Source organism: Ferrimonas kyonanensis DSM 18153 (genome assembly GCF_000425405.1).
GTDB classification, from domain to species: Bacteria; Pseudomonadota; Gammaproteobacteria; order Enterobacterales; family Shewanellaceae; genus Ferrimonas; species Ferrimonas kyonanensis.
Genome location: NZ_KE384369.1, coordinates 74,250 through 89,434, shown reverse-complemented (window position 1 = coordinate 89,434; position 15,185 = coordinate 74,250). Strand labels below are relative to the sequence as shown.

16 protein-coding genes are annotated in these 15,185 nt (G+C 48.8%); 11 read left to right on the top strand and 5 right to left on the bottom strand.

Annotated features, from left to right (window positions below):
* Positions 1-172: 172 nt before the first annotated feature.
* Entirely contained in the window at positions 173-568 is a 396-nt protein-coding gene (locus H598_RS26225; protein ID WP_084144591.1) for a DUF2391 family protein, read from the top strand.
* A 182-nt stretch (positions 569-750) separates the two neighbouring features.
* Here the strand turns inward: H598_RS26225 and H598_RS0121705 are convergent, their stop codons facing one another.
* From H598_RS0121705 to H598_RS0121690, 4 genes are read right to left on the bottom strand one after another with little or no spacing between them, the layout of a single operon-like run.
* On the bottom strand, positions 751-1,815 hold the full coding sequence (locus H598_RS0121705) for a succinylglutamate desuccinylase/aspartoacylase family protein (protein ID WP_028114885.1): 1,065 nt from the start codon (positions 1,813-1,815) through the stop codon (positions 751-753).
* Complete coding sequence (rimK, locus tag H598_RS0121700) at positions 1,802-2,707, bottom strand: 30S ribosomal protein S6--L-glutamate ligase (RefSeq protein WP_028114884.1); 906 nt, start codon at positions 2,705-2,707, stop codon at positions 1,802-1,804. The genes H598_RS0121705 and rimK overlap by 14 nt, the downstream gene beginning before the upstream one ends.
* Positions 2,704-3,156: an ATP-dependent zinc protease family protein gene (locus tag H598_RS0121695; protein WP_028114883.1), complete on the bottom strand. Its 453-nt coding sequence runs from the start codon at positions 3,154-3,156 to the stop codon at positions 2,704-2,706. The genes rimK and H598_RS0121695 overlap by 4 nt, the downstream gene beginning before the upstream one ends.
* Before the next feature lie 50 nt (positions 3,157-3,206).
* Entirely contained in the window at positions 3,207-4,577 is a 1,371-nt protein-coding gene (locus tag H598_RS0121690; RefSeq protein WP_245595636.1) for a magnesium transporter, read from the bottom strand.
* Positions 4,578-4,816: 239 nt separating this feature from the next.
* Between H598_RS0121690 and H598_RS0121685 the strand changes: the two genes are divergently transcribed.
* Entirely contained in the window at positions 4,817-5,791 is a 975-nt protein-coding gene (locus tag H598_RS0121685; RefSeq protein ID WP_035416427.1) for a zinc transporter ZntB, read from the top strand.
* Positions 5,792-5,796: 5 nt separating this feature from the next.
* Here the strand turns inward: H598_RS0121685 and H598_RS26220 are convergent, their stop codons facing one another.
* Entirely contained in the window at positions 5,797-6,648 is an 852-nt protein-coding gene (locus H598_RS26220; protein ID WP_084144589.1) for a universal stress protein, read from the bottom strand.
* Positions 6,649-6,856: 208 nt separating this feature from the next.
* On the opposite strand from H598_RS26220, the gene H598_RS0121675 reads away from it, so the two are divergent.
* From H598_RS0121675 to H598_RS0121640, 9 genes are all read left to right on the top strand, one after another.
* A complete protein-coding gene (locus H598_RS0121675; protein ID WP_028114879.1) occupies positions 6,857-7,294 on the top strand; it encodes a phosphate-starvation-inducible PsiE family protein in 438 nt (145 codons plus the stop codon).
* 460 nt (positions 7,295-7,754) lie between these two features.
* Positions 7,755-8,450, top strand: a complete 696-nt coding sequence (locus H598_RS26820; RefSeq protein WP_028114878.1) for a hypothetical protein — start codon at positions 7,755-7,757, stop codon at positions 8,448-8,450.
* Positions 8,451-8,632: 182 nt separating this feature from the next.
* Entirely contained in the window at positions 8,633-9,028 is a 396-nt protein-coding gene (locus H598_RS26910; protein WP_211227340.1) for an SEC-C metal-binding domain-containing protein, read from the top strand.
* A gap of 36 nt (positions 9,029-9,064) precedes the next feature.
* Positions 9,065-9,751, top strand: coding sequence for a hypothetical protein (locus H598_RS26905; protein WP_211227339.1), 687 nt, complete (start codon positions 9,065-9,067; stop codon positions 9,749-9,751).
* Positions 9,752-10,152: 401 nt separating this feature from the next.
* Positions 10,153-10,578 carry a hypothetical protein gene (locus tag H598_RS26680; protein ID WP_028114877.1) on the top strand — a complete coding sequence of 142 codons (426 nt, stop codon included), beginning with the start codon at positions 10,153-10,155 and terminating at the stop codon, positions 10,576-10,578.
* A gap of 169 nt (positions 10,579-10,747) precedes the next feature.
* Positions 10,748-11,698 carry a hypothetical protein gene (locus H598_RS0121655; RefSeq protein WP_028114876.1) on the top strand — a complete coding sequence of 317 codons (951 nt, stop codon included), beginning with the start codon at positions 10,748-10,750 and terminating at the stop codon, positions 11,696-11,698.
* 237 nt (positions 11,699-11,935) lie between these two features.
* Positions 11,936-12,367, top strand: a complete 432-nt coding sequence (locus tag H598_RS0121650) for a GNAT family N-acetyltransferase (RefSeq protein ID WP_028114875.1) — start codon at positions 11,936-11,938, stop codon at positions 12,365-12,367.
* Positions 12,368-12,749: 382 nt separating this feature from the next.
* Positions 12,750-13,217 carry a hypothetical protein gene (locus H598_RS0121645; protein ID WP_028114874.1) on the top strand — a complete coding sequence of 156 codons (468 nt, stop codon included), beginning with the start codon at positions 12,750-12,752 and terminating at the stop codon, positions 13,215-13,217.
* Between the two features lie 461 nt (positions 13,218-13,678).
* Positions 13,679-15,043 (top strand): ammonia-forming cytochrome c nitrite reductase subunit c552, encoded by a 1,365-nt coding sequence (locus H598_RS0121640; protein WP_028114873.1) that lies wholly within the window; start codon positions 13,679-13,681, stop codon positions 15,041-15,043.
* Positions 15,044-15,185 lie beyond the last annotated feature (142 nt).

The following is a 15,185-nucleotide window of genomic DNA, read 5'->3' as shown; positions in this document are numbered from 1 at the left end:
CGCTGAAAAGCAAGCGGCTAAGGGCGTTGATCCTGATCTAATCCATTGATACATTACAAATGCTTTGCCGACTCACTGCTAAAACCATCAGATATGCGGCAAGAGTTTCCCGGGTGAAAGGCTGAAAATTGCCGCATAAAGAGAGCTGTTAAGTAAATGTCCGGAGTCTACGGTGAAATATAGCTTTAATTTTGAAGATGCGAGTCAAATATTTGTTGGGGCATTTGCTCTTGCTGTTCCAATTTCATTTTCTGAAGAAGCCTGGCGATTAGGCGAGACCTTACCAATCATCAACCTTTCAATGTTGTTCAGTTTGTCAGTTGTGTTTCTTACGTTATACACCTACGAAAGTGTGTTTCAACGTAATGTTTCTGAGCGTAAATTGGTTTTTATTCTTCGTATAGTGGTTGCTTATCTCATAACAGCTATGGTTGTAATGTTAGTACTATTTTGTATCGATAAGTTACCGCTACTATCAGAACCACTAGTAGCACTAAAACGAGTTATCATTATTTCAATGCCTGCATCTATGGGGGCAATAGTAGTCGATAGTTTCGATAAAGAATAATTTACCAGATTTGAGCAGCATATTGACCTCCCTCACAAGGTAGCACACCCGAAAGGCTTTAATGGGCCTGCTTAGTCCGTAGTTTTCATTGGCGTGGGCGACTATTTCCCGACGGCGGCGTAAGCCAGAATCAACATCCTAGCTAGGATCTATTGCACCGCTTTTCTCCTTATCCCTGAAAGTCAGGTCAATCCTGGTTCATCTATGTCATAGATAATCCCTCGGTTGGGCTCTTCGTCGAGCAGGGAGTCGATCTGAGCCAACGCTTCCTCAACTTGCTGTTGTTCAAAATAGGCCACGTGGAACAGGGCATCGCCTTCGTTGACCAGGGGCAAAGTGTGCTGGCCTATGACGATCCCCTCCTTGGGTGCCAGCAATGTAAATTCATCATGGCCCAAGGGAGCAGCGATCTTCGCCAGCACCGAGCCCTCCTTGACCTTGGCGCCCAAAGCCACCTGGGAGCGGATGATGCCACCCTGTGCCGCGCGCACCCAGGAGGTGGCGCAGGCCACTACCATGGGTTTGGGTTGGCTGCGGCGACGTGAGGGCAGCATCCCCAGGTGACGCATGACCCTGATGCTCCCCTTGACGGCCATGCTGATGGCGCCGCTATCGAATCTGAGCGCCTCGCCTCCCTCAAATGTGAGCACAGGAATTCCTGCGGCTTGAGCCACCGCCCTGAGTGAGCCATCACGGGTCGAGGCGTTGATTACCACTGGCGCACCGAACGCCTGGGCCATGGCGCTGCTTAGCGGGTCATCCAGGTTGGCTCTGAGCTGAGGCAGGTTGGTTCTGTGCACCGCGGCGGTGTGCAGATCGATGATGTGACTGCACCGAGTCACCACCTGATGGAAGAACTGATGGGCGAGTCGGGCGGCGATGGAGCCTTTAAGGCTACCGGGAAAGCAGCGGTTCAGATCGCGCCGATCCGGCAGATAACGGCTCTTTTGAATCAGACCAAACACATTGACCACGGGTACCGCCACCAGGGTTCCCTTGAGTTTGAGCGGTTCCATCAGAGAGAGGATCTGCCGCACTACCTCGACGCCGTTCAGCTCATCGCCATGAATGGCGGCACTGATCAGCAATACAGGCCCCTCCAGCCGTCCGTTCACCACCTCCACGGGAATGGTTAGAGGGGTATGGGTATAGAGCTGGGCAACATCGAGCTGTATGGTCCGCCGATGACCTGGTGCCACCTCAAGCCCGCCAATTTCGAAGCCGCGATTAGTCTTAGCCCTTGCCACGTGTGCGTGTCCTTTGGGGTTTGGCGTTTTTCTCTATGTATTCAATGATCATGCCGGCAACGTCCTTACCTGTGGCAGACTCGATTCCCTCCAGGCCGGGTGAGGAGTTGACCTCCATGACCAAAGGGCCCCGGTTCGATCTCAGCAGATCGACCCCGGCCACCCTCAGCCCCATCACCTTGGCCGCTTCCACTGCAGTGCGCCGCTCCTCGGGGGTGATGCGCACCAGTGAAGCGCTGCCGCCCCGGTGCAGGTTGGAGCGGAACTCGCCCTCGGCACCTTGGCGCTTCATGGCGGCGATGACCCGATCGCCGATGACAAAGCAACGAATGTCGGCGCCATCCGCCTCTTTGATGAATTCCTGGACCATGATGTTGACCCTTAAGCCGAGAAAGGCTTCAATGACGCTCTCGGCGGCCTTGCGGGTTTCGGCCAGTACTACGCCGATCCCCTGAGTTCCCTCGAGCAACTTGATCACTACCGGTGCCCCACCCACCATGTCTAACAGATCTTTGATGTCATCGGGTTTACTGGCAAAGCCGGTGATCGGCATGCCCACTTTACGGCGGGAGAGCAACTGCATCGAACGCAGTTTGTCACGGGAGCGTGTGATGGCGACAGATTCGTTGACCGGGAAGACGCCCATCATCTCGAATTGACGAAGCACGGCACAGCCGTAGAAGGTGACCGAGGCGCCAATTCTGGGAATGATGGCATAGAAATCATCGAGGCTCTCCCCCTTAGAATGGATACTGGGCTGGTCTGAGTTGATGTTCATATAGCAATGCAAGGCGTCGATTACGACCGCCTGATGGCCACGTTGTTCGCAGGCTTCAATAAGCCTCCGAGTAGAATAAAGCTTGCTGTTGCGTGACAGTATGCCGATCTTCATTTGGATTGCTCTCCAAGCAAATAGGATGAGTCGGAGTCAATCACTAGTCGTCCTCGCATAGCGGTTCGACCAATGAGCATGCGAAACTTCATGGTGTCTCTATTGGTGACGGTCATCTCCACCGGCCAACTTTCGTGGCCCAGAGTTAACTGGGTGAGGATCACCGGCCGATTCTCCACATGACCTCCCGAGTCGCTCACATCCCTCCAGTCGACGATGGGAGACTGACAAATGACCACAGTATCGACATCACCCTGGCTGGGATGGACATGAAACTCCAACCAGGGTCGGCCTTCCTTTTCGAAGACTTGAGTATAGAAGGCGTGCAGGCAGGATGTTCGAGCGCCGGTGTCCATCTTTGCCTTGATTCGCTCGATGCCCAGTTCCGGTAGTGCGACCCACTCCCGCCACCCGGCGCGCGGTAATGAGGACGGGTTTTCGCTATCCATATAACCTCCTACGACTGCTAGACTCGCTTGACCGCTTCAACGACCAGAAATCAGGGAATCAGGACAAGGGTGCCCAGCCCCAGAAACGTCAGAAAGCCCACCACATCGGTGACTGTAGTCAAGACCACCGAACCCGACAGGGCCGGGTCAATATCACGTCGGTCCAACACCACCGGAATGACCACCCCGGCTAGGGCAGCCACGACGATATTAATGACAATGGCCGTGGCCATCACCAACCCGATGGCCAGATCGCCAAACCAGAGGCTGGCAACGGCACCGATGATCACCGACCAAACGATGCCGTTAAGCGCGCCTACGCCCATCTCCTTGGAAAGTAGAGCTCGCAAGTTGCCCCGAGTCAGCTGGCCCATCGCCAGGCCGCGAACGACCAGGGTCAATGTTTGGCTGCCCGCGATGCCGCCCATGGAGGCGACGATAGGCATCAAAACAGCTAAAGAGACCACTTGCGCCAGAGTCGTTTCGAACCTGCCAATCACCCAAGAGGCGAGCAGTGCGGTCAACAGATTGATCCCCAGCCACAATGCTCGTCTTTTACTGCTCTGCCACACAGGAGAAAACAGGTCGGTTTCCTCGTCCAGGCCTACGGTAGCCATCAATCTGGACTCGTACTTTTCGCGAGTCAACTCCAGTGCAAGCTGCAGGCTAATACGCCCCAGCAACCTGCCGTCAATGTCGACGACGGGTAGGGCATTCAAATCTGAGTGTTCAACCGCTTCGGTGGCGTTCACTAAGCTGGTGACAGCTTGCAACGGGGCTAACTCCAGCAGTTCAACCTCTTTCAGTGTCTGTGACGAGGGCAGACCAGCTAGTTGCTTCAATGAAATGGTGCCCCGGTACAGGCCCTCGGCATCCACCAGATAGGCCTGATCACTGAAAGGATAACGGCTGCGAAGCAACACCCTCAGAGCATCGCCTGCCCTAGCACCTGAGGGCACCAATACCATCTCGTGGTTCAGGTACCGGCCCACTTCATCATCGCCGTACTGGTTGGCTTGTTCATACCAATCACGCTGCTTGGCGGTCATTCTGCTGACCGCGTCGTCCACTATGGCCCCGGGGAGATCATCCGCAAGTTCCACCAGCGACTCGGCGTCGACTCTATCGAGTAACGCCGCTAGGGTCGACTCGGGCAGCGTGCGCAGAATGGCTCCCCGGGCTTCGCCGCGCATCGCCACCAACACATCCAGTTGTTCATCCTGAGCCACCTGGTGCCACCGCTCTAAGCGGGCACCAATGGGCAAAGATTCGAGCAACAAGGCGATCTCACCAGATTCAACCAGCTCTATGGCTTGCTCAAACAGCGACTCCTGCTGCGCCTCTTTTGCCAGGTTCAACTTTTCGACTAAGTGACTGACCTCTTCTCTGGAGGGATCCAATTCATTTGGTTGATCGGCCAAGCTGCTCTCCGCTGCTTCAATGTGATTAAAAATAAACCATAAATTGCGAGAAATCATTCGCCCTTAATTTAATTCTCACAACCTAAATTTACAGTCCAGGCCAAACTATTGTTCGGCTTGAGCCAGCAACCTGTCGGGTAGTGTTCAAGTAGTGCTCACCCAGACTAATGTCGCGTATTTCATTTCCTTCTCACAGGCATCTATCTAAGATTAGTAGAGTATTTCAGGATGAGTTTATTATGAAGGATAGCCAAGGTTTGATCATTGGTCGTCGGTTTGATGGCCAGGGGGGGGCAAAGCCGGTAGAGCTGGCCGATGCCGCGGCTTTAATTGCAAGTGGAGAAGTGCTGTGGTTGCACTTCGACTACACCGATGAAGGTGCCCAGGCTTGGCTCGAGCATCACAGCGGCTTGGAGCGAGTGGCTATTGACGCCCTGTTGTCCGAAAGCAGCCGTCCCAGGGCGACTCAGTTGGCCGATGGGGTGTTGCTGAACCTGCGCGGCGTCAACCTGAGTCCAGGATCAGATCCCGAGGATATGGTGGGTATTCGCCTTTGGACGGACGGCGAGCGAATCATCAGTACCCGCAAGCGGCAACTGTTATCAGTACGGGATATTTCTGAAACCTGGGATCAGGGCGAGGGGCCGCGCAACGTGGCTGAGTTTCTGGTGCTGCTGACCGGTCGGTTGATGGCGCGTATGCAGGGAACCATTGATGAAACCGAGGAGCAAATTGATGAGATTGAGGAGCAGATGCTGTCGAGCGATAGCCAGATCTTGCGCAGTCAGATCGCTTCGCTGCGTCGCACCGTAATCTCGCTAAGGCGATATCTGTCACCGCAGAAGGAAGCGCTTATACAGTTGCAAACCCTTAAGGCCGATTGGTTGAGTTTAGAAAATCGCCAAGCAATCCGGGAGGTGGCCGATCACCTCAGCCGCTTTATCGAGGGACTGGACTCGGTTCGTGAGCGTTCGGTGGTGGCGCAAGAGGAATTGAACAATAAACTGGCCGAGAAGATGAACAACCGCATGTACTTTCTGTCTTTGGTGGCCGCCATTTTCCTGCCCCTGGGGTTTCTTACCGGTTTGCTGGGGATCAACGTAGGGGGCATACCCGGCGCCGAGTATCCTTTTTCATTCTGGATATTCTGTGGCTTGCTCGTCGGCCTGGTCGGGCTACAGTGGTGGTTGTTCAAACGTAACAGTTGGCTCTAGTGCTGCTAAGGTGCACCTTTGGGCACCAACAGCAGATCACAACACAGGGCTTCCATCAACTGCTCGCTGGTGCTGCCGGTGATCTGGCGCTTCAATACGCCACGAGCGACCAATCCCATGATCAGAATATCGATGTGGTGAGTTCTGCAATAGTGTGCCAGAGCGTCTGATGGCTCGCCTTGGAGGAGGCGCCAGTTGAGTTTGTGCCAGCCATTGTTTGCGATGAACTCCTGGATCACCCGTTGGTGGGTAGAGTGGATCATGGTGCGGTATTTGACCATATAGCCCGGTACATAGCAGCTGTGTACTACGCTGAGGTCCCCTTTGAGGGCGCGGTTAAGGGCCAATGCATGGTTCACGACTTTGATGTCCATGTTGGCCGAACGGTCACTTTTATGGAACGGGTCGATTCCCGCCAGCAGCGATAACTGGGATCGCCACCCATGGTTGCTGAGCAGCAACACCGGGCAGTGACTTCCCTCAATGACACGTCTGAATTGGGATGAAGGTCGGTTGCCGCCGCAGTAAACAGCAACGAGGTCACACTCTGTCTCTTTCAGATGCTGCTGAAGATCAAGATGCTTGCTCCAAACATACTCCAGAGTGAAAGAGACCTTGCCCGTAGATAGGGGGGCAATCAAGGATTCCGCCCAGGTGCATACAGCGCCCTTGTAGGCCTCGGCTGCGGCCGTTAGCACGTCATCTTCAAATAAGTAGAAGCGCTGCAGCGGAGGTGAGTTCCCGTGGATAATGATGTGACAAGGAGAGGCGATGACACGAGACAGTGTGCGAAGCTTAGAACGTAGCAAACTCGAATCCCCTTGTTGGGCAGCAAGCAATAAGGTAGTTCGGTACATTTGCGATCCTCTGGACTATTACGATGGCTCAGGCAAGGTATTTTTCAACGGCTGAAACCGGTGACGTCTTCTGAGTATAGCGACAGAAGTTCTGTCGTGAATCTTCAATATCGCGGGCTATAACTGCAATCGGGAGCTACATTTAGTCTGCTTAGGCAGTATCTATGGTCAGCGAAGCTTACTCCGCCATTCTGCGATGAGGTCCATCATGCTAAGTGACAGAATCAAGGTCTACTACGACAAAGCGATTGACGCAGTATTTGGATTGATACTGTTGTTCATCTCTATTGGGGTAGCCATCGGGGCGTTAAAACTGTTCTTTACCACCTGGGACTTAATTCTAGCTGACGGCGTTACCGGCAACTACATCCATATCATTACCGATGTGCTGACCCTGTATGTCATGATTGAGTTATCGAAATCCTTAGTGGAGTACTTCAAGTCCCACAGGTTGCGCCTAACCTTCATTCTGGATGCCGCCATTGTTTTCATTGTCAGGGAGATACTGATTGCGATGTTCAAGCATGAAGTAAAAGCCGATATGCTCTATGCCTTTTCGGTGTTTCTACTTGTCCTCGGAGCTATTAGGATCGCGGCTGTCATGGTTTACCAGAGAGAGAAACTCATATCCGGCGATGAGCAGTAACTTGAGTATGAATAGAGCCCTTTTCGCTGCAGTCTATTCATCATTCTCAATGACTGCTATGTGGCGCTCGCAGCCCGTTATCTGGTGATGGTACTGTCCGCTGGCTGAGACGTTCAGCGAACGCTCAGTTCGGCGCCAGTACCGGTCGTTGGCTCCATACCCAAAACGTCAGTAACTACGAATGCGCACTTTCACCGGTAAAAATTCTCATTTTTACCTACAGCCACCTGATGTCTATTTGATTAGGGTAGAAAAATTTCTAACTAACTGTGTTTATGTAGACCCCACTATGTATTCATGCGCACTTTCCACACCAATTGCCAGTTGAAATTTCGGCAACCCTTCGCTAACCTATTGTTTGTATGTGAGAAAATAGAGTAGAGTAAATCAATTGCTGAGGTGTGAATTTCGGGCTTAGTGCGAATTCGCACTAATACACTGTTAGGGCGAAGGAGGCAACTTGGAACAACAAAGCAGAATTGAAGAAAAACTAGACATTGTTCGTATGGATGTAGATCGAATCGTAGCATTGGCACATGCGCACTTAAAAACAGATATTAGTGGTGGTATATCTTTTAGATATGAAATTAGCGCTCCACGAGATGTGCTTACCGACTTTGAACGTGCACAATCAATATGTTTTGTCGCTAGGTTCGACGCTTTACCAACGATAGAGTCTGTCAATGTGAATGAAGTTAACGGTAAGTTTTATTTAAACAATGTCTCTGAAATTCGCTCAGCGCTAAACGAATATCGCTCGATAGTTCAGAACAAAAAAGACTCGATCCACTACCAGAAAATACACAAGTTCTGTCGCGAAAAGTTGCTAAATGCGGATCACTCTAAGGATTTATCCATTACAGTTAATCACGAAAGTAGAGGGGATATAACTCAAGAATTTGCTAAGTACCTTGATGAAAGCTGCAAAGCCATAAGAACAATTATAAATCATTGTGAATTTGGCTATATCTACAATGGAATCTTGCAGCATTCAGACCATCGTTTTAGCAGTAGGTTTTTGGAGGAATATAGCTCTGGTGAAGCAAATTATACCTTTATTAAGCATGCGTTTATTCTTGGACATATTCGAGAGTTACTTTCATGGCATCATAGATTGTATTCAGCGCTGACATTTCCAAAGTTGGGCGCAATGTAATTCTCCCTAACAAATTGCTTAAGAGTGACGGCTAACCTTTGGTATTTTTGGTTCGGTTTAGTTTAGTGATTACGGTAGCCTTGCTCAGGTTCCATGGTATTCGCCGCACCTTAGCAAGGCGTTAGAAATCCAACTCAGGCACAGTGCCCGCTGATGGCAAAATAGACGAATATGGAAAAATAATGAAAATCGGTCGTAATGAGAAATGTTGGTGCGGTTCAGGTAAGAAATTTAAACACTGCCATTATGGTCGAGAAAAAGAGCAGCCCTTTAGCAAGGGGGAAGCTATTGGAGAGTCCAAGAAAATAGGCGCAAGGAAGTGCTGTTATGTTCCTGAGGAACTAAAAGGTGAGTGTGATAAAAAAATTATTAATGCACATACTATTTCAAAGAGTGGAAGCTTAAAGGAAATAGCAGACACAACTAATCATGTGCTGGGTCTCAAAATTGATCTTGCCAACCTGTTTAAGCATAAAGGAAAGCTTGTCCCAGAAAGAATGGGTATTAACCAAGCTTCAACTTTTACTGGTTTTTGTGCAAAGCATGATAAAGAGTTATTTTCGTGTATCGAAGATTAAGAATTTTGTGGTTCGGAACGGCAGTTACACGCGTTAATGTACAGGTCTGTCGCAAAAGAGCTATATGCAAAAGAAGGAAGTTTATTATCCTCAGAATTACTTAAGGGTGGAGACAGAGGTAAGCACCCGATAGATCAACTATTTATTCAGAAATTTGCTGCAGATAACCAACTAGGAATAGATGCTGCACAAAAAGAATTGTCTGAACTCAAAGGTAAACTTGATGAACAATTGCTTGGTAAAGCGAGCAACAATCTTAGTCACTTGATAATGAGGGCAAATTCACCTGTACCGGTGGCCGTCTCATCTATTGTATCTCCTGTTTCTGATTTTGAAGGAAACCTAATTCAAGATTTAGGGGATTTAAGTGTCCCAGCCGAATCCTTAGTGTTTAACTCGTTTTCCAGTGATGGTAAGGGTTATGTGGTATTTAGCTGGCTAAAAGAATCAAGCAAAGTATTAGGGTTTATTAACACTTTGTTGTCTATTGATAGAGACAACATTTTTAGCGCTCTAGTTCGATTTTTCTTTGGGGTTTCGGAGAATACATTTATCTCTCCTGTATGGTGGGATGGTCTAGAAACCTCTCAGAAAGATAAGATCCAAGAGCTCATTATGGCAGGTGTGAATCCGTTTGAGTTTGAGCCCAAAGAGTTATTGGTTGATGATGGGATTACTTTTACAGGTTGGGATGTGGGTGATATCACTAAAGTTAATTTCTAACAATCCAAATCACACGAATGCAGCATAGCTGCACCGGTGTTTGTGGCGTTACCTCTCAACTCTGAATGACCCCTTTGTGGCGCGCGCAGCCTGCCAACTAGGCAGCGTGCCCTTGACCACTGGCATGAACCGAAGATAGTTCGCTTTGGCGTCAAGCCGGTCATTGACGTCTACCACGCGCGAATTGCCGCCTTTTTGTTGAGCTAATCCGCCTCTCCTGCTGATGAACAAGCATCCAAGGGCGTTGAGCCTGACCTAATTCACTGATACATTGGGAGAATTCTTTCACCGGGTCACTGTTATGGCTTTCAGATATGCGGCAAGAGTATCCCGAGTGAAAGGCGGCGATTTGCCGCATAAAAACAGCTGTTATGTTTACAATCAACAATGGAGCTATAAATATGGAAAGGTACGCTTATTTTTCTCCGACAATCGTGTCACCGGAGGAGTTAAGAGGGGCCTATGCGTTTGCTGTTGATATTGCAAAGAAGCACCGTTCGCGTTTGACGGTTCTAGTTAACAGCATCAGTAATTCAGAACAGTTTCTTGAAATAATCTTTACAGAACAAGAAAAAAACAAGCTTAGACGATATGAAACTATTACTAAAAATGGATTGGAGGTTGAGTTAAAGTCCCCTGACGGCTTTAAAGACTATCAATCTTATGGCGTAATTTTAGCTATTCATTCGTCCCCAAAGGCAATAAATAAGATTGAGTCAAATGACCAAATTATCGCTGCTGTGGCAGTAGCAGAGGTCAATGAACTAGCTGGGCACCTTGTTGAGTGGAAAAATGCAAAAGGTGTTGTGGAGTTGAAGCAACAGTAAACATAACTAAGCATTTAGGAGTGATTCGCAACGCGTGGCATTTTCAACATGCGTTGCATTTAGTGATTAAGGTGGTTTGCTGAGGCTTTGGTATTACGTTGCTCACACCTTAATGCGGCGTTATGCTTCGGTCGAACACAGGGTTTACAGATAAATAAGGAAGTAGTGAGTGTTTAAAAGTAAGTTGGTCTGGATGTCAATATGCTTGCCTTTGTTAGCATCCTTGATTTTTTTAGTTATGATTTTAATGAATGAGACTGATCTAATATTTGATCCGACCATTTCTGGCTTTGCTAATTTTTACAAATGGTTCTCTGTACCCTTGTACACAGCAGCACTTGTTTTTCCGCTAGCAGCAATATCTATTTCGAACTATCGAGCCGAACAAGCGGAACGTCAGATAAAGCTTTCACGCGAACAGAATGTGTTTGTTAACTATTACAAGCATCATGAAGAGTTTGAAAAAAGATTAGAGAAGCTTGAAAAGCGCTTCGGTATAGAATTTAAGGAGAAGTCAGGTCTATATTCATTATTTTTCCCTAAAAACACACCGTATGAAATTGATATAAATGCACGCTCTGAGTTTGCCAATAAAATAATAGAAGAATTTCAAAGTTCAATTTCGGTTTTGAACTCCTATTATCGTGAATATGTAAAAGCTGATGACATAACGTTTAAGCAAAAATGTGCTCTCGCATTATGTGTATTGTCGGAAATTAATCGATTAAGAACCATGATTTCTTATGAACAAGAGCACTCAGTTAGAGCAAACTTTATTTCAACTAACGATCATGCCCCTGCCTTCCTAAGCATTAAAGACGATACAGATTACGTTGAAATCACTATCATCGATGAAGTGCTACATGATCTATGCTCATTCTCATTTATTGAATATGATCGTGTTTCTACAGAAGAAAATCGAGCAAGCCTTAAAATGCTTAATACCGCTGTTCAAATTCTATTTGCATTCAGGGCACCTGGATTAATTAAAGGATCTGCTCACTGGGAGCCTAAGAAAGAACATGCTAGAGACAATCGGCCTGATGTTGTAGATTATTTCCAGTACCGGCAAGATAAGCATAACAAGCCCATCCAAGCGACCGCCTCCGGCGGCGCTTGATGGGAGCGTTACACCCCAAGCTCCTGAACGACCGCAATGTGGCGATAGGAGTCTGTCAGCTAGACAGCGTGCCATTGCCCCCAGACATGAACTCGTGGCAGTTCGCTTCGGGCGCCAACAGCGATCAAACAACCTGAGCATACCAATAGTCAAACTTCTTGAGGACAGGGTGTCGAAAGGGTAAAGTGCGCAGCTCGCGGCTGCACATAGATTTCAGTCACTACAAGAGAAACTACGATGATTGTAGAAAATGTGCTTCCTGAAGATTACGTAGAAATGCTTAGTGTTTGGGAAAACTCAGTCCGAGCAACTCATAGCTTCATAACAGAAGAAGATATTGAGTTTTTTAAACCCGTTATCATCGAGCAGGCGTTTCCTGCTGTGACGCTGAGATGCGTCAAGAATGAGCAGGGGTCAATCCTTGGCTTCGTGGGTGTTCATGACGCAAAGGTTGAAATGTTGTTCATCTTGGATGAGGCAAGAGGGCGAGGCATTGGCAAAACTCTGCTGCAATACGCAGTTGAGCAGCTAGAGGCAACCAAAGTCGATGTAAATGAGCAGAATCCACTGGCTGTAGGCTTTTATGAGCATATGGGATTTAAAGTCGTTTCACGCTCACCCCTTGATGATATGGGAAAACCATTTCCAATTCTGCATATGTCACGTTAAAGCTCGGTTGTCGTAACCCTGTTTGCTAGAAGAAACGCCCAAAGCTAACAACTTTGGGCGTTTCCGTATGCATTGCGTTTTGAAGCAACAAGTCACCAATAAGCGACCCCTTCGTCGCGTCAATAGCCCCATGCACGCTCCCTGGCAGTTAAGAAGATACTGGTAGTCGGTTGATAACTACTTTGACACCAATGTCGGGCATTGGGCCTGCATAAGGCGTGGTTAATGCGAGTTCATGCGCCGCATCGTGAACACTAATGTTCTAGGGGTAACTTATTGATCCTTAGCGACTCTCTTGCTAGTGTGTTGTCAAACTTGTCTCTTGGGCGAAGTTTGACAACACACTGTTTTGGCACGGGTAATTTATCAGGGAAGGCGTTCATTGAAGAAGATTCTGCAAGTATCATCAGCGGTCTTTTTCGGTATCGCTTTCTTCATTTGGTTTGATTGGGTATTCGTTAAAGGTGACCTATTTCAGCCAATCATTGTGTCTTTGCTAAGACCGATCTACGAAGTGCCTGGATTTTTGGATTGGGCTAGACATTACGCTGATGGTGATCGTCTGATTGTCACGCGAATCTTAACATCAGTAATTTCTGCGATTATCGCGTTCCTAATATGGATGGTGACGCTTTTTAATATAAACTGGATAAGAAATAATTCTGATTACATAGTTCTTGGCGTTGTTATTGGATTTTTCTGTTACTCTTATCCTTTGCTAATCGTTTTTAGTACAGGACATTTTGTTGGTCATTTTGTTGATTTGTGGAATCAACTAGTAAGTTTATATCTTCCTTTCATCCTAATGACGCTAGTAACCTCTTTGGTTATTAAGAAAGTAAAGCCATAACTAAGCTCGGTCGCCGGAGTGCGATCAGGCTATCGTGGCCCACGCCTCGTCTTATTTAACCCGCCAGTTTGCCCTTTTGTGAGCCCACCTCCCAATGAGCGCCCCAGGGCGTACGCGGTCTTGTTTGTAGCAGAGTCGCTGTGCTACCAGCCTCTGCCTGGGGGCAGCTGTAAGGCGATGACAAACGCATTGAGGTAGGTGTTTTTGCCTCACCCAGCATGGTTATTTCTTTATTAACTCTATGATAAAACGTGACTTATAGAGAACCTCTTGCTCCGTCTTGTTTTTGGCGTTGTGGCGGTAAACATTTTCAAAAACTCAAACTAATTTCAGCAAAAAGTGGCCTATACAGTGATCCTAAATCGGTTTCACGGCCAATACCCCCAAAGGGGTATGCATGCGCTTCATTCCCCTGCCTATGATTCTTCTCGAAAGATAATAAAAACCTCGGAGAGGATGATATGAAACAACTGAATAAACTCGCTGTAGCCGTTGCCATTGCTGTACTTAGCGGTTCGGCGTTGGCCAAAAACGCCCCGGAAGATGCCAACAACATTACCTGGAAGGATAAGTACCCTGAACAGTACGCTTCCTGGGCATCGACCATCGAATCCACCGAGCAGGGCGACATTCTGGAGCACGATCCAATGATCGTGATTCTCTATGGCGGTTATGGTTTTGCCAAAGACTACAACAAGCCTCGCGGTCACCAGTTTGCTGTTGCTGACTTGACCCGAAGCCTGCGTACCGGCGGCCCGATGACCGACTCTGAAGGTCCAATGCCGGCTTCCTGCTGGGGCTGTAAGACTCCGGATCTCGGTCGCATGTACGACAAGATCGGCGAAGCCAACTTCTCCGACAAGAAGTGGGGCGCCACCGGTCACGAGATTGGCAACAACGTAGGCTGTGCCGATTGTCACGACGCCGAAACCGGCAAACCGACTCCGGCGCGTCCTTTCGCCATGCGCGGTTTCGCTGCGGCGGGTCAGAAGTTTGAAGACCAGGAGCCCAACATCCAGGCGGCCATGACCTGTGCCCAGTGTCACGTCGAGTACTACTTCGATGGCACCGACCATAAGAAAGTGAAGTTCCCATGGAACGGTGGTCAGAACCCCGATGCCATGCTGGCCTACTACGACGCGCTCAACTTCAAAGACTGGACTCATAAGATTTCCAAAGCGCCAATGCTGAAAGCTCAGCACCCTGAGTGGGAAACCTGGCAGCCAACGGCGCACGCCGAGATGGACGTGACTTGTATCGATTGTCACATGCCAAAGGTTGAAAGTGCTTCCGGTAAAGAGTTCACCAAGCACAACGTTGGCAATGCCATCGATAACTTCGACCAGACCTGCTCTAACTGCCACGACACCAAGGCTGAGTTGGTTGACACCATCGCCATGAACAAGAAAGCGGTTCACAAGGCGCAACTGGCTGCTGAAGACGTCATCGTTAAGGCCCACTTCGAAGCGGGTGAAGCCTGGAAAGCCGGTGCCACCGAAGCGGAAATGAAGGGCGCGCTCAAGCTTATCCGTCATGCCCAGTGGTACTGGGATTACGCCATCGCCTCTCACGGCATCCACGCCCACAACCCGGAACTTGCTCTGGAAGAGTTGGCCAAAGCCAAGAAGATTGGTAAAGAGGCTCGCGCAGCACTTAAGACCGTTCTGTCGAAGCATGGCGTTGCCAAAGTGAGCTTCCCTGACTACTCAACCAAGGCAAAAGCTCAGGTGCTGGTAGGTCTGGACAAAGCTAAGCTCGATGCCCAGAAGAAAACGTTCCTGGAGGAGCGCGTACAGAAGGAGTGGCCAATCAAAGTTGAATTTTAATCTCAGTCTCTCAAGCTTTTTTACGCCCTGATAAGGGCGGTCTCTCGGGCTGATTTCCTACTGCTCAAAATTGGAAAGCAGTCATTTCGCAGGATGATCCTATCGGATCCTCCTGCTTTTTTTTGTTCCTAAATGGCGGTTG

What these genes read in the sequence shown, in the direction of transcription:
- rimK (WP_028114884.1), bottom strand. Translation starts at nt 2,707, where the DNA reads ATGAAGATCGGCATACTGTCACGCAACAGCAAGCTTTATTCTACTCGG.
- H598_RS0121695 (WP_028114883.1), bottom strand. Translation starts at nt 3,156, where the DNA reads ATGGATAGCGAAAACCCGTCCTCATTACCGCGCGCCGGGTGGCGGGAG.
- H598_RS0121685 (WP_035416427.1), top strand. Translation starts at nt 4,817, where the DNA reads ATGAAGGATAGCCAAGGTTTGATCATTGGTCGTCGGTTTGATGGCCAG.
- H598_RS26220 (WP_084144589.1), bottom strand. Translation starts at nt 6,648, where the DNA reads ATGTACCGAACTACCTTATTGCTTGCTGCCCAACAAGGGGATTCGAGT.
- H598_RS0121675 (WP_028114879.1), top strand. Translation starts at nt 6,857, where the DNA reads ATGCTAAGTGACAGAATCAAGGTCTACTACGACAAAGCGATTGACGCA.
- H598_RS26910 (WP_211227340.1), top strand. Translation starts at nt 8,633, where the DNA reads ATGAAAATCGGTCGTAATGAGAAATGTTGGTGCGGTTCAGGTAAGAAA.
- H598_RS26905 (WP_211227339.1), top strand. Translation starts at nt 9,065, where the DNA reads ATGTACAGGTCTGTCGCAAAAGAGCTATATGCAAAAGAAGGAAGTTTA.
- H598_RS26680 (WP_028114877.1), top strand. Translation starts at nt 10,153, where the DNA reads ATGGAAAGGTACGCTTATTTTTCTCCGACAATCGTGTCACCGGAGGAG.
- H598_RS0121650 (WP_028114875.1), top strand. Translation starts at nt 11,936, where the DNA reads ATGATTGTAGAAAATGTGCTTCCTGAAGATTACGTAGAAATGCTTAGT.
- H598_RS0121640 (WP_028114873.1), top strand. Translation starts at nt 13,679, where the DNA reads ATGAAACAACTGAATAAACTCGCTGTAGCCGTTGCCATTGCTGTACTT.